Below are 22208 nucleotides of genomic sequence, written 5' to 3' on the forward strand. Positions count from 1 at the left end.
CGGCACGTGTGCGGCATGTGTGCGGCACCACGCAGCACGAACGGACATATCCGAAGCAAGAAGAAAGAGGCGAGCCATGAGCTATGGCAAAAGCATGACCGTCGCCGAAATGGTCGGCGAATTCATCGAACCCAATCAGCTGCTGCGCGTCGAGGCGTTCGACGGCTCCACGTTCGGACCGGGCACCGCCGAGCTGACCGTACGGGTCAAGACCCCGAACGCCGTCTACCAGCTGCTCGAGCATCCGAACGAGATCGGCGCGGTGCGCGCCTACGTGCTCGGCGACTTCGACATCGACGGCATCGACTACGCGGACCCATACCCGCAACTGCGTCAGCTGCTGTCGCTGGCCCCGTATGTCAGGCCGCTCTCTCCGTTGTCGGTCGCCAAGGTCGCCGGCTCGGTCCTCAGCCACGGCATCCGCAAGGCGCCCGTGCCGGCCACCGAAGGCCCGTCCAAGTTCGCGCGCATCAAGTCCGGCCTGCTGCCGCACACCGAAAAGGCCGACAGCGAGACCGTGAGCTTCCACTACGACCTGTCCAACGACTTCTACCGCAACTTCCTCGGCCCCACGATGACCTACACCTGCGCCGTGTTCCCCGAAGAGGGCGCCAGCCTCGAGGAGGCGCAGCTCAACAAGATCCGGCTCGTGCTCGACAAGCTGGGATTGAAGCCCGGCGACCGTCTGCTCGACATCGGCTGCGGCTGGGGTTCGCTGGTGATCGAAGCCGCCAAGCGCGGCATCAAGGCGCTCGGCGTGTCGCTGTCGAAGGAGCAGATCGAATACGGCCAGGAGTGGATTCGCCGCGAGGGACTGGAGGATCTGGCCGAACTGCGCGTGATGGACTACCGCGACGTGCCCGAACGCGACTTCGACGGCATCTGCTCGATCGGCATGATGGAACACGTGGGCGTCAAGAACTACCAGAGCTACTTCGAGGAGATGTTCAAGCTCCTGAAGCCCTGCGGCCGTCTGCTCAACCACCAGATCACCATCAGCCACGACAAGCCGAACGGCAAGCCCGGCACCGACGAGTTCCTCGACCGGTACATCTTCCCCGACGGCGATCTCGGCGCGCCCGGATTCATCGAAAGCTGCATCCACGACGCCGGCTTCAACGTGGTGCATCAGGAGAACCTGCGCCAGCATTACGCGCTCACCCTGCATCACTGGAACCATAACCTGTCCGAGCACTGGGACGAGGCCGTCAAGGAGGTCGGATTCGAGCGTGCGAAGGTGTGGGGCCTGTACATGGCCGCCTGCGCGCTCAACTTCGAGATCGACGGCATCCAGGTGCACCAGTTCCTCGCCGTCAAGCCCGACCGCGTCGGCCATCCGGACGGCAAGTGGTATCCGCTGCGTCCGTGGTGGAAGGCCTGAGCCGGACGCACGATGGCCGTGTGCCTGCGGCCGCCATATGGTAGAACGGTGACCTATGACCACGCCGCACGCCGAACAGCTGGCGCTTGACGGGCTCGCCCCGCGCAAGCGCCGCCGTCGCGCGCCGACCGAACGGGAATCCGCCGCCGACAGGCCGATCGCGCAGGTCGTGCTCGACGTGCAGGCCACCCATCTGGGCCGCACGTTCGACTATCTCGTCGACGAGAAGCAATCCGAAGATGCCCGTCCCGGCGCGATGGTGCGCGTGCGCTTCGGGGGGCAGCGGGTGAGCGGCATCATCTGGAACCGCGTCGACTCCAGCGACACGCCGTCCTCCTCCCTGCGCTACATCGAACGCGTGCTCACCCCCGAGCCGCTCGTCTCCGCGGCGATGCGCCGCGACGTCGAGCTCATCGCCGACGCATACGGCGGCACGCGCGCCAACATCCTGCGCTTCGCCGTGCCGGCGCGCGTGGCCCGCGTCGACCAGGAGCAGCGGCTCGCCGAATCCGGCGCGTGGCAGGGACGCCGGCGGTTCACGCAGACGCAGGAGGAGGCCCGTGATGCCGGTTTCGCCCGGTTCGCCCGGTCATATGACAATGCGCGGCGGTTGCGCGACGCGCTCGACGGCACCGGTTTCGCCTCGTTCGTCGTCGACGCGCTGCCCGGAGCCGCACGATGGGCGCGCGATCTGGCATGGATGATCATGACCGCGTTGCTCGCCGGCAAGCCGGCCGTCGCCGTGCTGCCGACGAACCGCGAGGTCGACGACCTCGCCGCGGTGCTCGCGCACGACTACGGACTGCGGCCGTTTGCGCCGAACCATGCGGCCAACGGCGGCTACAGCGGCGATTTCGCGATCCTTGAAGGCAGTGCCATGCCGCCGGCCGAACGCTACCGCGCCTACAGGGCCGTCGCCACCGGACAGGTGCGCTGCGCGATCGGCGCGCGGTCCGCGATGTACGCGCCGGTCGAAGGGCCGGCGCTGTTCGCCATCGTCGACGACCTCGCCTACCAGAACATGGACGGCTTCATGCCGTATCCGAACGCGCGCGGCGTGCTCAGGCTGCGTGCCAAAGCCCACGGCGGCGTGTTCGTCAGCCTTGCCAACGTACGCAGCCCGATCAGCCAGTGGGAGACGAACGGCGACGGCGACCCGTCCTCGGTGAAGGAGACCCCCACCAGCGGCTTCAGCACGGCGGTGCACCCGCTGCCCGCCGTCGTCAAAGAGCAAAGCCCGTGGATCCGCTGGCTCAACCGCGACGAACTCGCCCGGCTCGCCGACCCGAGCATCGGCGCGCGCGTGCCCCACACCGCCGTGCGCATCCTTACCAAGGCGCTCGAACGCGGGCCCGTACTGCTGTCCATCCCCGCCGACGGCATCACCGAAGCGCTGAGCTGCGCCCGCTGCCACCGCCAGGCGCGCTGTCCGCGCTGCACCGGACCGCTCGAACACGATCCTCGCACGAACGGCGTGCGCTGCCGCTGGTGCGGCGCGGCCGTCGTCGACTGGACATGCCCCGGCTGCGGCGGCGACCGGCTGCGCGTCGTGCGCGTCGGCGCGGCCGGCACCGCGCAGGAGCTCGCCGGACTGTTCCGCGGCGTGCCGATCATCGTCTCGTCGCGCAGCCAGCCGCGCGGACTCATCGAAACGATTCCCTGCCGTCCGCAGATCGTCATCGCGACTCCCGGCTGCGAGCCGCGCGTGCTGCCGGTCGACGGCAACGACGGAGCCGCAGGACACGAATACCGGGCCGTGGCGATCCTCGACGCATGGACCAGCCTGTACGCGCCCGGTGTGGACGCGCGGCCGGACGCGCTGGCCAACTGGATGCGCCCGATGGCCCTGTGCGCGCCGCGTTCGCGAGGCGGTCAGGGACTGCTCATCGGCGAGACCGATCCGGCGATCGCCCAGTCGCTGATGCTCTGGGATTCGCGGCTGCTGGCCGCCAAGGAGATCGAGGAGCGCGTGCAGACCGGTCTGCCGCCGGCGCTCGCCGCCGCCTGCGTATGGGGGCGACGCGACGCGGTGATGCAGGCCGTGGGGCGTCTCGGCGCGCTGCCCGGCGGCGAATGGGGCACGGTGAGCGTCGGCGGCGAGGACATGCCCGCCATGCTCGGCCCCGTGCCGATTCCGCAGCCGGTCACCGTCAACGCCCGCGAATTCGACGACACGGCGGACCGGGTCAAGGCCGTGGTGCGCGTCGCCCAGTCGCGCAGGACGGAACTGGCGACACGGCTGCGCACGATCGTCTCGCGGCACGTCGCCGCGCGCGAGCCGGGGGAACTGAGGTTCCGCCTCGATCCGAAGGACCTGATCTGACCGGTCCCCGACGGGGCCGTCCGCCGCGTGCGTCCGCTACGGCCGGAACGTGCGCGTCCGGTCGGCGCGGCGTGGGACGATAGCGATGGAACATACCGACGTTCATGGTTGGAATGGAGGACCATATGAAGGGTTGGCCGGGAGAGCCGGATATGGAACATGACGTGCTCATGGCGGACGGCAATGCCGCGTCCGCCGCGGGCAAACCGATCACCGACGTGATCTTCGACTTCGGCAACGTGCTCATCTACTGGGATCCGACCGCCGCGCTCATCGCGCGATACAGCCAGGAGACCATCGACCAGTTCCTCGACAACGACATATCCGGCTTCTACGACGGCAACGACCTCATGGACGCCGGCGCGACCCCGGCCGAGGGCGTCGCGTGGATGCGCGAGACGCACGGCGACAAATGGGCCGACATCCTGCAGTACTACGTCGACAACTTCGAGGACTCCCTGACCGGCATCGTGCCCGGCATGCGCGTGCTCGTCAACGACCTCAAGGCCGCCGGCATCGGCGTGTGGGGCCTGTCGAACTGGGAGAAGGAGCTGTTCCACTGCGCCGAGGAGAACTGCAGGATCCTCCAGCAGCTCGACGGCAAGCTCGTCTCCGGCTTCGTCAAACTGCGCAAGCCGCACAAGGAGATCTACGAGGCGGCGCTCAAGGACTTCGGCATCAAGGCCGAAACCAGCGTGTTCATCGACGACAAGGCCATGAACATCGTCGGCGCGAACGAGGCCGGCATCCGCGGCATCCGCTTCTCCGACTCGCGCAAGCTGCGCGAGATCCTCATCGCGCAGGGCGTGGACATCCCCGCCGTGCAGTAGCCGTCGTGCGCCGTGCCGCGTGGTCGAGGCCATGCGCTGTCTCAGCGGGGAGTAGTATGTCGTCATCGCGCTCTTCGCCGACAGGAGGGCGCGGAATGTCGTTTGCGGATCGCGGACCGCATCCGGTAGCGTTTCCGATGTCGTTGAGCCGCATCGTGTGATGACGTGACATGTTTCGAGGGAGGACACCATGCTGAAAATCCTGTTCGCCGGCAGCCCCGACGTGGCAGTGCCGTCGCTGCGCGCGCTGGCCGCCGACACCGAGCACTTCGAGATCGTGGCCGTGCTCACCCGCCCGGACGCGCCCGTCGGCCGCGGTCGCAGACTTACTCCGAACCCGGTCAAGCAGGCCGCGCTCGAACTCGACCTGCCCGTCATCGAATCCGACCCGTCCGAGGAATGCTTCGTGCACGAGCTGGCCGCCACCGGCGCCCAGGCCGCCGCCGTGGTCGCCTATGGCAAGATCCTCAGCCAGGAGGTGCTCGACGCGCTGCCGCTCGGCTGGTACAACCTGCACTTCTCCATGCTGCCCCAGTGGCGCGGAGCCGCCCCCGTGCAGCGCGCCATCTGGGCGGGCGACAAGTCCACGGGCGTCACGGTGTTCCGCATCACGCGCGCGATGGACGCCGGTCCGATCGTCTCCCAGTGCGGCACCGACATCGGCCGCCACGAAACCGCCGGCGAACTGCTCTCACGGCTCGCCGACAGCGGTTCGAGCGTGCTCGTGCGCGCCATGCAGGCCGTCGAGGCCGGGCGTGCGGCCGCCGTCGCCCAGCAGGAGGGCGACTATCCGAAGGCCGACAAGATCACCGTCGAGAACGCGCATATCGTCTTCGACGCCCCCGTCGACGACGTGGACTGCCAGATCCGCGCGTGCACGCCGAACCCGGGCGCCTGGTGCGAACTGCACGCCGACGATGCGGACGGCGCGGAGGCGGCCGTGCTGCACGTGCTGCGCGCCCAGCCGGCCGACATGGAGAACCCGAACGTGCCGAAGGATCTTGCCGCGGGCGTGCTGCACGCCGGCAAGAAGAACGTGTGGGTCGGCACCCTGTCCGATCCGCTCGAACTGCTCGAGGTCAAGGCTCAGGGCAAAAAGGCCATGAAGGCCGCCGACTGGGCGCGTGGCGCCCGGCTCGGCGCCACGGCGCACTGCGCGTGAACCGTTCATGAACGTCGATGGTCCCGTCCGCTCGCCGGCGGACGGGACCATCGTGCATCCGCTACGCTGCCATGGTCACGGGCGCAACAGATCGAGGACGAGCCGCAGGTCGCGCTCATCGACCGCATGCGGCGCGGCTGCCCGGGTCTTCGGCTTCGCGCAGAAGGCGACGCCGAGCCCGGCGGCCTGGATCATCGGAATGTCGTTCGCGCCGTCGCCCACGGCCACGGTCTGCGCCATCGGCACGCCGAGCTCGCCGGCCCACGTCTTCAACGAGCGCAGCTTGACGTCCTTGGTGACGATCTCGCCGAGCACGCGGCCCGTCAGCCGGCCGTCCACAACCTCCAACCGGTTCGCGATCCAATGGTCGAGCTTCGCGTCCTCGGCGAGCATATCCACCACTTCGTGGAAGCCGCCGGAGACCACGCCCACCTTCCAACCGTGCGCATGCAGCGCGTCGATCAGATCAAGCGCGCCGGTCGTGAAATGCAGCGAGTCATGCACCCGACGGAAGATCGACTCCGGAAGCCCCTCCAATAAAGCCACACGGGCGCGCAGCGCCTCGGCGAAATCCAATTCGCCCCGCATCGCCTGCTCCGTCACCGCGGCGATCCGCTCGCCGCAGCCGGCCGCCGCGCCCAGCTGGTCGATCACCTCCTCGTCGATGAGCGTGGAGTCCACGTCCATCACCAGCAGTCCGGGGCGTGACAGGGAGGGGATGCTCCGCCCGCCGGAACAGGCGCCGTCGGCGTCGTTGCGGGTGTCAAGGTCTTGCAAGGTTTCGCTGCACATGCCACCGATTGTCGAAAAACGTTGGGACAATGGCCCCTATGACTTTTTCCGGCACTCTGCTCGCAGTCTCCGAAATCCCCGTCTGCTCCACCGGCGAAACCGGTCTGATCGGCGCGATCACCGACTGGCTCGTCGCGCTGATGGAAACAGTGGGCGGCCTTGGCGTGGCGCTCGCCATCGCCCTCGAATCGATCTTCCCGCCCATTCCCAGCGAGGTCATCCTGCCGTTGGCCGGCTTCACCGCCGCGCGCGGCACGCTGAACCTCGTCGAGGCGATCATCTGGGCCACCGTCGGCTCGCTGCTCGGAGCATGGGCGCTCTACGGCATCTCCCGTTGGGTGGGCCTGCATCGCATCCACCGTGCGGCCGACGTGATCCCCGGCGTGAGCCGCAAGGACGTGAACAAGGCCAACGACTGGTTCACCAGGTACGGCACCTGGTCGGTGCTGCTCGGCCGCGTGATCCCCGTCGTCCGTTCGCTCATCTCCATCCCCGCCGGATTCAACCGCATGAACTTCCTGCAGTTCTCCGGCTGGACGCTGCTCGGCTCCGCCGTATGGAACACGATCCTCGTGACGGCCGGCTACCTGCTCGGCGACCAATGGTGTTCGATCCTCGGCGCGCTCGGCGTGTTCGAGGACGTGGTCATCGCCGTCTTCATCGTGGTCATCGTCGTGCTCGCCGCACGCAAGATCCGTAGCATGATGATGCAACGCAATCGGAAGGGAAGATCATGAGCGAAGAGCGCAGCGCCGAGGAACTGGCGGAACTCAACGACCGTCTGATGGAGAAGAACCACGCGCTCGCCCAGGCGCTCACCCGTGCCGGCAGGGAGCTCACCAAGGCGAAGTCGCAGCTGGCGCAGCTCGCCCAGCCGCCGCTCACGTTCGCCACGATGGTCAAGGTGGACTCGTCGCATACCGACGAGGACGGCGTCCAGCACGCCAGCGCCGAGATCCTCAACGGCACGCGCAGGCTCGTCGTGCCCGTCGCCGCCAACGTGAACGCGGCGAGGCTGACCGCCGGCGCGACCGTCATGCTCAACGAGAACATGGTGCTCGTCGAACAGCGCGGCACCGACACGCTCGGCATGATCCGCACGGTCAAGGAGACGCTCGCCGACGGACGTCTCGTCGTCGCCGACGCAAGCGGCAACCCGCAGCTCGTCCGCAGGGCCGGCTCGCTCGCGTCCGCATCCGCCGCGATCAACGCGGGGGACCGCGTCATCGTCGACCCGTCCGTACGGTTCGCGCTCGAAGCGCTGCCCGAGGCCGACGACGCCGACCTCGTGCTCGAGGAGACCCCGGACGTCACGTTCGACGACATCGGCGGCCTCGACGAGCAGATCGAACGCATCCGCGACGCCGTGCAGCTGCCGTTCCTGCACCGCGCGCTCTTCGAACGCTACGACCTCAACCCGCCCAAGGGCGTGCTGCTGTACGGCCCGCCCGGCAACGGCAAGACGCTCATCGCCAAGGCCGTCGCTCATGCGCTCGCCGCCGGCTCCGGTGCGGGATCCGGCGTGTTCCTGTCCGTCAAGGGCCCGGAGCTGCTCAACAAGTTCGTCGGCGAATCCGAGCGTCTCATCAGGCTCATCTTCAAACGCGCCCGCGAACGCGCCGCCGACGGACGGCCCGTCATCGTGTTCATCGACGAGATGGACTCGCTGCTGCGTACGCGCGGCTCCGGCGTCTCCTCGGACGTGGAGACGACGATCGTGCCGCAGTTCCTGGCCGAGCTCGACGGCGTGGAACGGCTTGACAACGTGATGGTGATCGGCGCGTCCAACCGCATCGACATGATCGACCCGGCGGTGCTGCGGCCGGGCCGGCTCGACGTGAAGATACGCATCGACCGTCCCGGGGCCGCACAGGCGCGCGCGATCGTACGGCACTATCTGACCGACGACCTGCCGCTGGAGGACGGGGCGGACTCCGACGCGCTCACCCGGGTGCTCGTCGGCGACGTATACGCACGCGACGAACGACGGCACCTGTGCGACGTGATGAACGACCGCGGCGCCTGGTCGGCCGTGTTCCTCGCCGACGTGGCGTCCGGCGCGATGCTCAAGAACATCGTCGACCGGGCCAAGACGAAGGCCGTCAAGGCGTCGATCGTCTCCGGAACGCCGGTCGCGCTCAACGCCGCGATGCTCGGCGAGGCCGTCGAGGACGAGTTCGAGGAAACCCGCGGCTCGGTGCTCGACGCCGATCCGGAGCAGTGGAGCCGCATCAACGGCATGGACGCGGGGCGCATCGTGCGCATCCGACCGGTCGTCTGACAGCCGGATGCGCACGGGAACGTAACGAAAGGACGGACAGCATGAGCGTGAAACGAGTCATGGGCACGGAAACCGAATACGCGGTCTCCCGCGCCGACGGGCAACGAGCCAACCCGGTACGGCTGTCGTTCGACGTGGTCGGCGCGGCGGCCGGCGGCGCACGGTCGCGCATCCGCTGGGACTACCGGCAGGAGGATCCGGTCAACGACGCGCGCGGTACACGCCTCGAACGCGCCGCCGCGCGCCCCGACATGCTCACCGACGCGCCCCAGCTCAACATCGTCAACGTGATCGCCCACAACGGCGGCCGCGTCTACGTCGACCACGCGCACCCCGAATACTCCGCGCCCGAAACATGCGATCCGTTCGAGGCCGTGCGCTACGACCACGCCGGCGACCGGATCATGCTCGCCGCCGCGCGCCGCGCATCCGAGGCGACCGGCACGCCGATCGTGCTGCACCGCAACAACGTGGACGGCAAGGGCGCCAGCTGGGGCACGCACGAAAACTATACGACCGACCGCGACGTGCCGTTCGACGTGATCGCACGGCTCATGACCGCCCATTTCGTCTCCCGGCAGATCTATACGGGATCCGGCCGCGTCGGCATCGGCGAGCAGAGCGAAACGGCCGGCTACCAGCTGTCCCAGCGCGCCGACTACATCCACATGAAAGTCGGCCTGCAGACCACGTTCGACCGGCCGATCATCAACACCCGCGACGAATCGCACAGCACGTCGCGCTACCGCCGCCTGCACGTCATCGTCGGCGACGCGAACCGCATGGACGTGCCGCAGACGCTCAAGCTCGGCGTCACCTCCATGCTGCTGTGGCTCGCCGAACACGCCGACGACGCCGGATTCGACCTGAACGAACTGCTTGACCGGCTCGAACTGGCCGATCCGGTCGCCGCGATGCACGACGTGTCGCACGACCTGACGCTCGCCCGTCCTCTGCCGCTCGCGAACGGCGGCGAGACGACCGCATGGCTGATGCAGGTCACGCTGCGTTCCGCCGTGTACGCCGCAGCCGCGATGATCCACGGCACCGACACGACCGGCGAACCCGCATGGCCGGACCGTTCGACCCGTTCGATCATGGCGATGTGGGGGCAGGCGCTCGCCGACACGGCCGCCGTCCGCCACGCCGACGACGACGCGCGACTGACGATGGCCGCCGAAGCGGGACGTCTCGAATGGCTGTTCAAATGGCAGCTGCTCGAGAAGATGCGCCGCAAGGGCGCGCTCGACTGGTCCGATCCCAGGCTCGCCGCCATCGATCTGAGCTGGGCCGCGCTCGATCCGGCGCATTGCGTGTTCGCCAAACTCGCCGCGCACACGGAACGGGTCTGCTCCGACGACGATGTGCGCGCCGCGTGCGACCATGCGCCCGAGGAGACGCGCGCGTGGCTGCGCGCCGCGGTGATCGAACGGTATCCCGATCAGGTGGTCGCCGCCTCGTGGTCGCATCTGACCGTGCGTCGGCACGCCGACGCCTCGCCGCTCGGCGACGCCGGATTCGACGCGTACGGCAATGCGAGCAGGCCGGCCGAACGGGCCTCCGACCTGCTCACGCTGGACATGTCCGACCCGATGCGTTTCGGCCGTTCGGCGTGTGAACGCTTTGTGGACGATTCCGACTCGGCTGCCGGAATCATCACGGCAGCAAACGAAAACATCACATTTCCTCGGTAAGATTCTGCTCAGCACACGACGCCATGACGCGTACCGCGCGGCGGTCGCACCGGGACGGCATCCCGGCGAGCGGGCCGGCGCGCGGGGCAGGCCGAAGACACCATAACGTCAGCACACCGCTGAGGAAACCGAGGAATATGACCATGGAATTACGACAACTCGCGCTCGAAGTGTCCCGCATCGCGCAGGACGCCGGCCGCCACGCGCTGACCGACCAGCTCAACCCGCGCGATCTGAAGGGGCTTGACCTGTCGGAGACCAAGCGGTCCACACTTGACGTGGACGACCGCCTTTCGCGGTTCATCATGAACCGTCTGTCCTATCTGGACGACTTCAACGGCCGCTGGGAGGACCGCCCCGAACAGTGCCGGCCGGGGGAGCGCTACTGGTGCGTCGGCAACATCGACGGCGTCATCAACTACACGCGCAACATGCCCGAATGGGCCATCACCGTCTCCCTGTTCGAATTCAACGAGGAGGGCTCCGCGCAGCCCATCGTCGGCGTCGTGCACGCGCCCGGACTCGGCGTCACGTATCTGGCCGCGCGCGGCCAGGGCGCGATCCGCATCCGCAAGACGCAGATCGGCGACAAGCGCGAGAAGATCATGCCCTCCACCACCGAGCACCTTAAGGGCTCCGTCGTCAGCTACGGCATGTCGTACGTGTCGGAGGAATCGAAGCGCGCACTGAACGTGGTGAGCGCGATCGCCGGCCAGCCGGCCGACATCAAGCGCGTCGGTCCGGCCTCGCTCGACCTGTGCAAGGTCGCCGACGGCACCTACGACGCGTACTTCGAGCCGAACCTGCACCGGTGGGACGTTCCCGCCGTCTCCGCCGGCGCCGTCGTATGCTGGGAGGCGCAGGCCAAGCTGCGCACGTGGAACGGCGGCATGGTGCACTGGCGTCGTGAAAACGACATCGTCGCCTCGAACGGCCTGATCATCGACGAACTGCGACCGTACCTGCAGTGACGGCGACGCGGAGGACGCGGCGGCCCCGCCCTTTGTGGCCGGCCGACGCCTCCTCCGCGGTCTCCGCCGGGCATCATTGCGTGGATCACGGCGTACACGGACGCGCGAAACGCGCGGAAAGGGGAGAGGACCATGCCTCAGGAATTCGTACAGACGCATGCGCAGGAGGATGCCGCCGCCCAGGCCGAGCAGGATGCCGCCGCCGTGCAGTCGACGGCCGCGCAGGCCGAAACGGCCGGCGACGCACTCGACTCGGTGCTCGACGACATCGAATCCGTACTGGAGACCAACGCCGAGGAGTATGTGTCGAGCTTCGTGCAGAAGGGCGGCGAGTGATGCCGCAGCTGCGTGACAGCGGCAACAACGGCCCCGGCGCCACGGTCGAACGGTCCCCGGAATTCGAAGGGTTCGCGCGCATCTTCGGCGTGGAGACCGAATACGGCGTGTCCGTGACCGGCGCAGGCCGGCCCGTGGACGCCGGGCAGGTCGCCATGACCATGTTCCGGCCGATCGTCTCCCGGTCCCGGTCCACGAACACGTATCTGGCCAACGGATCACGGCTCTATCTTGACGTCGGCTCCCACCCCGAATACGCGACGGCCGAGGCCCGCGGTCCGCTGGACGCGCTCGCACAGGACATGGCCGGCGAACTGGTCATGCGCCGGCTCGCGGCCCAGGCGCAGGAACAGCTGCGCGGTGCCGGCTACGGCGAGCATCTGCGTGTGCACGTGTTCAAAAACAATGCCGATTCGGCGGGTCATTCATTCGGCTGCCACGAGAACTATCTGGTGCGCCGCTACGTCTCCCTCGAACAGGTCGAGCACGAGCTGCTGCCGTTCCTCATTACACGGCAGCTGTACACGGGAGCCGGCCGGGTCACCGACGAGGGCTTCGAGATCACGCAGCGCGCCGACTACCTCGACGAGGCCGTCTCATCGGCCACGACGCGCTCGCGTCCCATGGTCAACACGCGCGACGAACCGCACGCCGATCCAGAGGAGTTCCGCCGTCTGCACGTCATCATCGGAGACTCCAACCGCTCCCAGTGGGCCACGTGGATGAAGCTCGCCGTCACGCATCTGGTGCTGTGCGTCATCGAAGAGTCGGCCCGGCTGGGCAGACCGTCCGGATTCGAGTCGTTCGCACTGGCCGACCCCGGCGAGGCGAACCGTGCGGTCAGCCGCGACCTGACCTGCCGCGCCTCCCGGCTGCGCCTTGCCGATCCCTCAGCCGCGCAGGCGGTGCTGGCCGCTGATCCGAACTTCGACGATGCGGGCGGCCTCGACCCGTCCGCCGGATTGACCGCGTTGGAGATCCAGCGCGCGTATCTGCATATCGCGGAACGGTTCTTCGCCGACCATCGCGACGTGATGGCCGCGGCCATGCCGTCGTCGGACGACGATGCGCCGGAACGGCCGGAGCATCCGGAAGATCCGGGACGCGATGGCTGGAACAGTCTCGATCGCGTGTTCGGCGAATGGCGTCGCACGCTCGACGCGCTGGAGGCCGGGGATCGCGACGCAGTCGCCGACCGCGTCGACTGGGCGGCCAAACTGCGTCTGTTCGAGGCGCTGCACGCGCGTCGCAGCGGCGCGATCGCACAGTCCAAGCTCGCGCAGCTTGACATGGACTACCATGACATCGCATCCGGCACGGTGTACGAGTCGCTGCTGCGGCGCGGCATGATGATCCGGCTGCTGGACGACGCCGACGCCCGGCGCGCGCTGGGCGAGCCCCCGGCCGATACCCGCGCCGTGCTGCGCGGCCGGTTCGTGGCCGCCGCGCTGGATGCGGGCGCCCAGTTCTCCTGCGATTGGACGAGGCTGACGCTGACCTCGCCCGAACACCGCGAGGCCGTGATCCTCGATCCGTTCGGGGCGGCTCCCACCGACGACTACGAACGGCTGATGGCCGCGCTGTGATTGCCCGGCCGTGACGCGGCGCGCATCAACGACGAAGCCCCCGACCGTCCATGGTCGGGGGCTTCGTTACGCCGTAAAGGGCAAGCGTCACTCGGTGACGGCCTTCTTCAGCAGGGAGCCGGCGGAGATGCGCACGCCGTAGGTCGCCGGGATCTCGATGGTCTCGCCCGTGCGCGGGTTGCGGCCGGTGCGGGCGGCGCGCTTGACGCGCTCGGCGGAGAACAGGCCGGTCAGCTTCAGGCCCTCGCCGGAACGCATGGCGTCAACGAACACTTCCTGGAAAGCGTTGACGGCAGCCTCGGCCTGAGCCTTGGTCAGGTTGGACTTCTGCGCGATCTGCGAGACGAGGTCAGACTTGTTGTATGCCATAAAGCATCCTTCTTGGGTCAGGGGTGGGGTCTACTTAGGTCGGCCTCACCACAGGTTCATACTGAATAATAGCGCACGATAACGCCAAAAACCGCATTTTCCAACGGTTTTCGCATGATTTTATCCCAAATCCGGGGCATTGGCGACGGTCGGGGGCGTTCGATCATGTTCGATCGTGTCCGGTATTGTGTGCTGCCCGGTCCCGAATCGGAACCGGGCCGATGACGGGCTGGTTTTTGGCCGATTGCGGGCCGGTTCCGCGCCGGAATCGCCGGATTCGGCCGGAATCAGATCAGGTTCCGCCGGTCGAGCCACTTCATGGCGGCCGCACCCAACGGGATGCGCAGCCAGTAGAACACCACGCGATACAGCAGCGTGGCCGACAATGCCACGCCCGCCGGTACGCCCACCGCGCCGAACGCGAACGCCAGCGCCGCCTCCACGCCGCCGAGGCCGCCCGGCGTCGGCATGGCCGAGCCGATCGCATTGGCCAGCAGGAACATGAACAACGTCTCGATCGGATTGGTCATGTGCCCGAACGCGAGCAACGCCACCCAGAAGCCCAGTCCGGTGGCCACGTTGAGCACCAGCATGCCGACGATGCTCAACGTCAGCCGTTTCGGATCGGACAGGACGTCGATCAGCTGCCTCGCGTACGTCTTCACCAGCGGCAGCAGCTTTTCGGCCGCAAGCCGGCGCACGGGCGGTATCATCAGCGCGATCGCGATCGCCATCAGCGCCACGCCGAGCAGAATGACCAGCGTGTTCGTCGGGATCATGCCGCTGATCGAATCGTTGCCGGTGAACAGGCCGAGCAGCAGCATGAGCAGGACCGTGCCCGCATAGTAGACGACCAGATTGGCGCCCATGATCGCGGTCGCCGGCGTGGTGCGGTACCCGCTTTTGCGCAGGAACTGCAGGTTCACGAACGCCGGTCCCACGCCGGCCGGCATCGAGATCATCGCGAAGCTCTGCGCCACCTGCGACATGACGATGCCGGTCACGTTCCGCTTGTCGCGGTCGATGAACGCGCCGAGCTCCAGCGCCGAGCCGAGCCACGCCACGAAGCCGAGCAGCAGGCAGACGAGAGCCATCTCCGGATTCGCGTTCCGCACCGCGGCGATGACCTCGTCCGGCTTGAGCTGCGTGAACACCACGGCCATGGCCACCACGAGCAGCGCGATGCCGAGGAACGAGCGCAGGCTGAACCGGGAGAGCTTCACCGGCTCCATCGACTCGGCCGCCTCATCGGGGGCAAGGGCGCGCAGCCGGGCGCGCAGATCGTCCAGCGTGTGCTTGTCCCAATCCTCAAGGGCGCGCGTGCCGGCCGGAATCGCGGCCTTCTGCACGAACGGCGTGAGCGCCACGAGCGTATCGTCTCCCCAGACATGACTGCCGGCCGCCACCGCACGGTCCGGTCCGATCAGCGTGCTGAGCAGCGTCAGCAGCTGCACCTGATCGAGCGCCACGTTCGCGGGCGTGCTCGCATCGTCGCCGTTCTGCCATCCGGCGATGATCGGCGTGCCCGACTCCAGCCGCGCCAGCGTGTCCGGCGTGATGCGCCGGTGCGTGTAGCCGCGCCGGTTCGCCACGGACAGGAACCGCATGAGCGCGATCGCGTCGTCGTCGGACAACGTGTGCAGATTGCATTCGCTCATCGCGTCCGCGCCCTGGAACACCAGGATCGACGACTCGCCGGTATCGGCCACGCCGTACACGCGAGGCGTCGGCAACCCGCTGTTCTTGAGCCCGAGGATCATCGCCATGTGATGCTGCGTCGCCTCGCGCGGAGAACGGTCGCGTCGCATGGACACGCCGGTGAAACGTATCCACTGCCACAGCTGCTTGACGTAGCCGGCCGTGCGCACCTGGCTGTCGAGCACGGACACGGCGAAATGCCGCCCGCGGTCGTCGGTCGCATCGTACAGACGGGACCCTTCGACCAGATCGTCGTCCAGCGTCGCCTTCAGCGTGCTGTGCGAGGGGACGCCGCCGTCCAGCCGCCGTTCCAGCGACGTGACGCGCAGGTCGATGCCGGACAGCGCCTGCACCAGCCCTTCGCCCCACACACCCTGGTTCTTGGTGCCGACGGCGAAGCGCAGCAGCATGCCCACCAGCCGGCCCGCGGCGAACGAGACGAGCATGCCTGCCACCGAATTCACGGACAGCAGCACCAGCAGCGCGGCCACCGTGTACAGGATGTTCCAGCCCCATTTGACCGTCGAACGCGTGCGCCGGGGGCCCGCGGCCGTCAGCAGCGCCGCGGAGCCCGCGTAGAATCCCGGCAGCAGGCCGGCGCCGAACCATGCGTTCGCGGATCCGAGCGCGGCGAGCAGACGTTCGTTGCCGATCGCCGTGACGCCCAGCGAAATGCCCCAGGCGGCCGCGTATCCGCCGAACATGGCGAGGATCGCGACCACCGACTGCACCCATTCGCGGCTGATCAGCATCTGCGTGAACACCATCACCACGATCACGACGATCGCCAGCTGCTGCAGCATCGACGTGGGCAGGTCGACCATCCAGTTCAGCGCCCGGCCGGCCGTGTGCGCGTCCGATTCGACGCCGGCGGTGATGCCGTTGAGATACACGGACGAGAGCATCGCGACGGCCGCGATCAGCACCGCGAGGATCGCGCGCAGCAGGTCGCCGACGTCGTGGATGCGTTTCGGCGGCACGTCGTTGATATGCGGATGATTCGGATCGTCATGCCCGTCATCCGGCGGAAGTTGGTGCGTAAAACGCGATTCCGCCGGCGAGACGGTGCGCTCGCCGGCGGAATCGGTCGCATGTTCCTGACTGTTCATCGGAACCCTTTGCGATAGGTGTATATGGTTATGCGGAACGGATCAGCGGTCGAAGTCGACCAGCTTGCTCGCCACGCCCGTGTACGTGGCCGGGGTGAGCGCCTTGAGGCGGGCCGCGGTCTCGGGATCGAACGACTGCTGGTCGATGAACGCCTCGACCTGCTCACGGTCGATCGTGTGGCCGCGCATGAGCTCCTTGACCTTCTCGTACGGCTTGTCCATGCCCGGCAGGCCACGCAGCTCGCAGGCGCGCATCGCGGTCTGGATCGGCTCGCCGAGCACCTCCCAGTTCTCGTCCAGCTCGCGGGAGATCACATGGTCGTTCGGATGGATCGACTTGAGCCCGCCCATCAGGTTGTACAGGGCCAGCTGCGAGTAGCCGAGCGCCGAACCGATGTTGCGCTGCGTGGTCGAATCGGTCAGGTCGCGCTGCCAGCGGGACTCGACGAGCGTGGCCGAGAGCGTGTCGAGCAGCGAGCAGGAGATCTCGAAGTTCGCCTCCGCGTTCTCGAAGCGGATCGGGTTGACCTTGTGCGGCATCGTGGACGAGCCGGTCGCGCCCTTGACCGGCACCTGCGCGAACACGCCGCGCGAGATGTACATCCACACGTCCACGCACAGGTTGTGCATGATGCGGTTCGCGTGGGAGACGGTCGAATACAGTTCGGCCTGCCAGTCGTGGCTTTCGATCTGCGTGGTCAACGGGTTCCAGGTCAGGCCCATGCGGTTCGTGACGAACTCGCGGGAGACGGCGATCCAGTCGACGTCCGGGCAGGCGGCCAGGTGGGCGCCAAACGTGCCGGTCGCGCCGTTGATCTTGCCCAGGTACTCCTGGTGCTCGATGTGCTTGAGCTGACGGTTCAGGCGGTACACGTAGACCGCGAGCTCCTTGCCGAGCGTGGTCGGCGTGGCCGGCTGGCCGTGGGTGAGGCTCAGCAGCGCCTTGTCGCGGTACTCGTCGGCCTTTTCCGCCAGATGGTCGATGATCTCCTTGAACGCCGGGGTCCAGACGTTCTCCATCGCGTTCTTCACGCAGCGGGCGATCGACAGGTTGTTGATGTCCTCGGACGTGCAGGCGAAGTGCACGAGCGTCTTGAGCGCGTCGTTGATGTTCGCCAGCTCCGCCGGGGCCTTGTCGATCTGGTCGTCGATGTAGTATTCCACGGCCTTCACGTCATGGTGGGTGACGGCCTCGTGCGCGGCGTGCTGCTTGATGCCCTCGGCGCCGAAATCCTCGGGGATCGCGCGCAGGAACGCCTTCTCGGCCTCGGTGAACGGCTTGACGCCGTCGACGATCGGCTGGTTGCCGTTGCCTTCGAAGCCGTTGGCCAAGAGGATCATCCACTCGACCTCGACGCGCATGCGCTCGCGGTTGAGGGCCGGCTCGCTCAGGTATTCGACGAGCGGGGCGGTGGCGTTGTGGTAACGGCCGTCGAGCGGGGTCAGTGCGATTGCGGGGGAAATGTCAGTAAGCTTCATGGCCTCTAGGGTACTTCCAGCCGTGAACCGGGCGACGGTGTGGTGTCGATGCGTCTCCGTCGCGTACGTTTGTGCGGAATCATCGACAGAAACGTACTCCAGCGGCCACTCAGCGTACGTTTCTGCCGACGATTCCGCACAAACGTACGTATGGATGCCGTCAGCGTACGTTGTTGCGGAGCTGGTAGTGGCAACGTACATGACGGAGCTGCCGGTGTACGGTTGTGCAGACGGCTTCAGCGATAACGTACGCCGGGATGCGGTACCGTGGAACGGCGCGGAAGGAGGGGGCATGAATGTGCGGATACTGGTGATCGAGGACGATGCGGACATCAACGAGGTGGTGCGCGCCCGGCTGGAACGCGCCGGATATGATTGCACGGGCGCGTATTCGGGATCGGAGGCGCGGTTGCTGCTCGGGCGCACGGCGCCGGCGGACGGCGCCGGCGATGGCTGCGGATACGACTGCATCGTCACCGATCTTATGCTGCCCGGCATGAGCGGCGAACGGTTGGTGACCATGCTGCGAGAGCGCGGCGCCGGCGTACCGATCATCGTGATCTCCGCGCGCGATACCGTCGCCGACCGCGTGGCATTGCTCAGACTCGGGGCCGACGATTATCTGGTCAAACCGTTCGATCTGGACGAGCTCGTCGTGAGGGTCCAGGCGCAGCTGCGCGGCCGCGGTTACGGCAGCTCGGCCGGTTCGGCATCGTCCGGCGGACATGCCGCGGCAGATGACGACACGACGCCGGACGACCATCCCGTACTGTCCGCCGGCCGCTGGACGCTCGATTCCGCCGCCCGCACGTTCCTGATCGACGGTCGTCCGGCCAATCTCACCAACACCGAATTCAACATCGTCGAACTGCTCATGGCGCATCCCAACACGGTGTTCACCAAACAGCAGGTGTACGAACTGTGCTGGAACGAGCCGTACATGGTCGACGACAACACCGTCACCGCGCACGTGAGCAAGATCCGTGCCAAATTGAAGCCCTCCGGCACCGACACGTACATCCGCACCGTGTGGGGACTTGGCTTCAAGCTCGACGTGTGAGCGTTGTCGCGCCGTTGGGTGGCGAATGTTCGCCGTATCCTCGCAAAGTTCGCATGATTTCGACGCGTCTGCGAACATTGCGAGGATACAGGCCCCTGAAACTTCGCAAAGTTCGCGCAGACGCGTCGAAATCATGCGAACTTTGCGAGGAAACGGGTGTGGCATGGTGAGACGTCGATTGGGTATGCGTAGGGGGAGCAGGGCGGGCGTCACACTTTCGCAAGACTTTTGTGAGACTTTCGCACGATTCGCGCGACGATTGCGCAAGAACGCCCCGATAGCGTGGAACCCGTCAACGGGATACGGAGGAAAGGAGCATCCGATGGACGCGATACGCATACGGGCGCTGTCCAAAACCTACGGAGGCAAACGCGCGGTCAACGATTTCGCCATGAACGTGCCGCAAGGCTCGATCTACGGGTTCGTCGGCAAAAACGGCGCCGGCAAATCCACGGTGATGAAGATGATCGCCGGACTCGCCGCACCGAACGGAGGCGAGATCGAACTGTTCGGCAATCTGGCAGGGGAGAGGACCGCCGGCGTACGGCGCATCGGCGCGCTGGTCGAAAACCCCGGCCTGCTGCCGCACATGAGCGCGTTCGACAACCTCATGACGCAGTCGCTCGCGCTCGGCGTCGCCGGTCCGACAGCCGTCTGCCATGACCTCCTCGCGCAGGTCGGTCTCGACACGGCCGGCCGCAAGAGAGTCGGCGGATTCTCGCTCGGCATGAAGCAGCGGCTCGGCATCGCGCTCGCACTCGTCGGAGGCCCCGACCTGCTGCTGCTCGACGAACCGTTGAACGGCCTCGACCCGCAGGCCGCCCGTGCCATGCGGAACTACCTCGTGCAGCTCAACCAGCGGCGCGGCATCACCATCGTCGTCAGCTCGCATGTCCTCGACCAGCTCGAGCGCATGTGCACGCATTACGGCGTGATCGCGAACGGCCGCATGGTGCGCGAGATGACCGCCGAACAGGTGCGGTCCGAATGCGGCGACAGCCTCACCGTACGTACCGCCGACACGGCCACCGCGCTCGCGATCCTCGAGGAGCGGCTGCATGCCGACCCTGCCGATCCGGTGCGGTTCTCCGCCGAACCGGACGGGTCGATCACCATTTCAGGCGGATTCGATCCTGCCGACGTCTCGCGCATCCTGCACGAGACGAATCAGGAGGTGCTGGAACTGTCCGCGCAATCGCGCGACATGGAGGACTATTTCGTCGCATTGATGGACGGCGTCCGCGCACGCGACGGCCGTGCGCATGACATCGCGGAAGGGAGCCGATGATGTTCAACCTGTTGCGTTCCGACCTGTACCGTCTGGTCCACGGCCGTAAGTTCTGGGTCGTCACCGCGATCATCGTCCTGCTGACCGCGGGCCTGCTCACGATACTCATATCGCTCGGTGCCGTCACCGGTTCCACGCAGCTTGGAGCCGACGGCACGACCGTCACCACCAACACGGCCGCCGGATTGTCGGCGTCCGCCCGCGAAGTGGATTCTCACTCCGCCCTCCTGGCCGCCTCGGGACTGGGATCGCCCAACAGCTCCGTACTGCCGATGCTCGTCTCAATCCTCGCCGTGCTGGCCATCATGGACGACTGGGATGCCGGATTCATCAAAAACCTGGCCGTCGGCCGGCGCGACCGGACGCCGTATCTCGCCGAGCGGCTGCTGCTTGCGGCCCTGTTGGCCGTGTGGAACGCGGCCGTGACGATCTCCTCGCTCGAACTGACATGCCTTGCCATGGGAGTCCGGTTCCGCCATGCGGAAAGCCTCGGCGTGTATCTGGGATACTGCGGTCTCAACGTGCTCGGTACGATCGCGTTCGTGCTCATCGTCGTCGCGCTGACGATGACCGCGCGCAGCAAGGCGCTCGGCATCGCCGCCAGCGTGGTGGTCGGCACGGGCATGCTGGGCTCGCTGCTGACGGTCGCCCTGTCGATAATGGCCATGCACATCCCATGGCTGATGCACGTGGTGTTCTGGCTGCCCTCGTACAACACGAAGCTGTACACCGACAGCATCGGCCTGTTCGCCACGACGGCCAACGGCGTCGCGCTCGGCATGCCGGCATGGGCGCATGCGCTCATCTGCTACGTCGGCTGGATCGTGCTCGCCTCCGGCGCGACCCTGCTCGTCAACAGCCGTCGCGACGTGTGCTGATACCGTGGCTGGCATGATGATTGCGGGATTGCTGATCGGGCTGATGGTCGGGGTTGCGTTCGGCGCGACGGCATATGGGCGCGAGATGCGGCGGATGGCTCGGTTCCTGCATGAACGGCCGGCGGGGAGCAACGCGCGGCTGGATGTGCGGCTGCCGGGCGGGGCGAGCCGGGAGCTGGCGCAGGCGGTCAACGAACAGCTGGATGCGATCCAGTCCGAGCGGATCGCCGCGATGTCCAAGGCCGAGGAGTTCCAGCGTGACCTCTCGTCGCTCGCGCACGACGTGCGCACGCCGCTCATGGGCGCGCAGGGGCATATCCAGCTGGCATTGTCCGGCATGGGGGCCGATGACGGCGCGGATGCGCACGCAGTCGCCTCCGACGGGGGAGCGGCGGAACGCGAACGGCATCTGACGGCCGCGCTGCAGCGCCTGGACGATATGCGCGGCCTGCTCGACCAGCTGTTCGCCTATGCGCGGGCGAACGATCCCGACCGGACGCTCGATCTCGAGCCGGTCGCCGTCGAACCGCTGATCGCCGAAGTGCTCGTCGGCCACTACCCCGAGTTCGAGGAACGCGGTTGGGAGCCGACTCTCGCCTTCGACGACGAACGGTTCACCCTGGAGGCCGACCGCACCGCGTTGCGGCGCATCGTCGACAATCTGGTCGTCAACGCGCTGCGCCACGGCGACGGCGCGCCGACGATCACGCAGCACGGCGGCATGATCGCCTTCTCCAATCCGCTCAGCCGGCAGTCGGCCGCCGCGATCGACACGGACCGGCTGTTCGACCGGTTCTATCAGGCCGACGACGCGCGCGGCACGCAGGGTTCCGGCCTGGGACTCGCCGTCGTCCGATCCCTCGCCGTCGCCATGCGCCTGCGGCTGACCGCCTCGATCGACCACGATGCCGCGGGATCCGCCGCGCTCGTCATCGCCATACGCGGCGAGGACGGCTAGGCCGGACGGACCG

Annotated in this window: 18 protein-coding genes; 14 read left to right on the forward strand and 4 right to left on the reverse strand. The window is 67.3% G+C overall.

Going from position 1 to position 22208, the window contains the following annotated elements; all coding sequences use genetic code 11:
• Window positions 1-76 precede the first annotated feature (76 nt).
• From JS533_RS03325 to fmt, 4 genes are all read left to right on the forward strand, one after another.
• Window positions 77-1381: a class I SAM-dependent methyltransferase gene (locus JS533_RS03325; RefSeq protein ID WP_241513109.1), complete on the forward strand. Its 1305-nt coding sequence runs from the start codon at window positions 77-79 to the stop codon at window positions 1379-1381.
• 55 nt (window positions 1382-1436) lie between these two features.
• Window positions 1437-3704: a primosomal protein N' gene (locus JS533_RS03330; RefSeq protein WP_241513110.1), complete on the forward strand. Its 2268-nt coding sequence runs from the start codon at window positions 1437-1439 to the stop codon at window positions 3702-3704.
• Window positions 3705-3829: 125 nt separating this feature from the next.
• A complete protein-coding gene (locus JS533_RS03335) occupies window positions 3830-4534 on the forward strand; it encodes an HAD family hydrolase (RefSeq protein ID WP_241513135.1) in 705 nt (234 codons plus the stop codon).
• 190 nt (window positions 4535-4724) lie between these two features.
• Entirely contained in the window at window positions 4725-5696 is a 972-nt protein-coding gene (gene fmt, locus JS533_RS03340) for a methionyl-tRNA formyltransferase (RefSeq protein ID WP_241513111.1), read from the forward strand.
• Between the two features lie 75 nt (window positions 5697-5771).
• On the opposite strand, the gene serB is transcribed toward fmt, so the two are convergent.
• Complete coding sequence (serB, locus tag JS533_RS03345; RefSeq protein ID WP_241513136.1) at window positions 5772-6383, reverse strand: phosphoserine phosphatase SerB; 612 nt, start codon at window positions 6381-6383, stop codon at window positions 5772-5774.
• A 143-nt stretch (window positions 6384-6526) separates the two neighbouring features.
• Here serB and JS533_RS03350 point away from each other — a divergent pair, with 143 nt between their 5' ends.
• The 6 genes from JS533_RS03350 (at window position 6527) to JS533_RS03375 (ending at window position 13356) form a co-directional block, all read left to right on the forward strand.
• Complete coding sequence (locus JS533_RS03350) at window positions 6527-7225, forward strand: DedA family protein (RefSeq protein ID WP_241513112.1); 699 nt, start codon at window positions 6527-6529, stop codon at window positions 7223-7225.
• Window positions 7222-8769, forward strand: coding sequence for a proteasome ATPase (arc, locus tag JS533_RS03355; protein WP_241513113.1), 1548 nt, complete (start codon window positions 7222-7224; stop codon window positions 8767-8769). Before JS533_RS03350 ends, arc begins: the two co-directional genes overlap by 4 nt.
• Window positions 8770-8810: 41 nt before the next feature.
• Window positions 8811-10463, forward strand: coding sequence for a depupylase/deamidase Dop (gene dop, locus JS533_RS03360; RefSeq protein ID WP_241513114.1), 1653 nt, complete (start codon window positions 8811-8813; stop codon window positions 10461-10463).
• A gap of 143 nt (window positions 10464-10606) precedes the next feature.
• A complete protein-coding gene (locus tag JS533_RS03365) occupies window positions 10607-11434 on the forward strand; it encodes an inositol monophosphatase family protein (RefSeq protein ID WP_241513115.1) in 828 nt (275 codons plus the stop codon).
• Between the two features lie 132 nt (window positions 11435-11566).
• The gene (locus JS533_RS03370) at window positions 11567-11770 is read left to right on the forward strand and encodes a ubiquitin-like protein Pup (protein ID WP_241513116.1); all 204 of its coding nucleotides are present in this window, start codon (window positions 11567-11569) and stop codon (window positions 11768-11770) included.
• Entirely contained in the window at window positions 11770-13356 is a 1587-nt protein-coding gene (locus JS533_RS03375; protein ID WP_241513117.1) for a proteasome accessory factor PafA2 family protein, read from the forward strand. Before JS533_RS03370 ends, JS533_RS03375 begins: the two co-directional genes overlap by 1 nt.
• Window positions 13357-13443: 87 nt before the next feature.
• On the opposite strand, the gene JS533_RS03380 is transcribed toward JS533_RS03375, so the two are convergent.
• From JS533_RS03380 to purB, 3 genes are all read right to left on the reverse strand, one after another.
• Window positions 13444-13725: an HU family DNA-binding protein gene (locus JS533_RS03380; protein WP_033492994.1), complete on the reverse strand. Its 282-nt coding sequence runs from the start codon at window positions 13723-13725 to the stop codon at window positions 13444-13446.
• Between the two features lie 287 nt (window positions 13726-14012).
• The gene (locus tag JS533_RS03385; RefSeq protein ID WP_241513118.1) at window positions 14013-16532 is read right to left on the reverse strand and encodes a lysylphosphatidylglycerol synthase transmembrane domain-containing protein; all 2520 of its coding nucleotides are present in this window, start codon (window positions 16530-16532) and stop codon (window positions 14013-14015) included.
• 42 nt (window positions 16533-16574) lie between these two features.
• Window positions 16575-18011: an adenylosuccinate lyase gene (purB, locus tag JS533_RS03390; protein ID WP_241513119.1), complete on the reverse strand. Its 1437-nt coding sequence runs from the start codon at window positions 18009-18011 to the stop codon at window positions 16575-16577.
• Window positions 18012-18303: 292 nt separating this feature from the next.
• On the opposite strand from purB, the gene JS533_RS03395 reads away from it, so the two are divergent.
• From JS533_RS03395 to JS533_RS03410, 4 genes are all read left to right on the forward strand, one after another.
• Window positions 18304-19071, forward strand: coding sequence for a response regulator transcription factor (locus tag JS533_RS03395; RefSeq protein ID WP_241513120.1), 768 nt, complete (start codon window positions 18304-18306; stop codon window positions 19069-19071).
• A 322-nt stretch (window positions 19072-19393) separates the two neighbouring features.
• Window positions 19394-20359 carry an ATP-binding cassette domain-containing protein gene (locus JS533_RS03400; protein WP_241513121.1) on the forward strand — a complete coding sequence of 322 codons (966 nt, stop codon included), beginning with the start codon at window positions 19394-19396 and terminating at the stop codon, window positions 20357-20359.
• A complete protein-coding gene (locus JS533_RS03405; RefSeq protein ID WP_241513122.1) occupies window positions 20359-21237 on the forward strand; it encodes a hypothetical protein in 879 nt (292 codons plus the stop codon). The genes JS533_RS03400 and JS533_RS03405 overlap by 1 nt, the downstream gene beginning before the upstream one ends.
• A 13-nt stretch (window positions 21238-21250) precedes the next feature.
• Complete coding sequence (locus JS533_RS03410) at window positions 21251-22195, forward strand: sensor histidine kinase (protein WP_241513123.1); 945 nt, start codon at window positions 21251-21253, stop codon at window positions 22193-22195.
• Window positions 22196-22208: the final 13 nt, after the last annotated feature.

The sequence above is a fragment of the Bifidobacterium amazonense genome, assembly GCF_018555435.2.
Lineage (GTDB): Bacteria > Actinomycetota > Actinomycetes > Actinomycetales > Bifidobacteriaceae > Bifidobacterium > Bifidobacterium amazonense.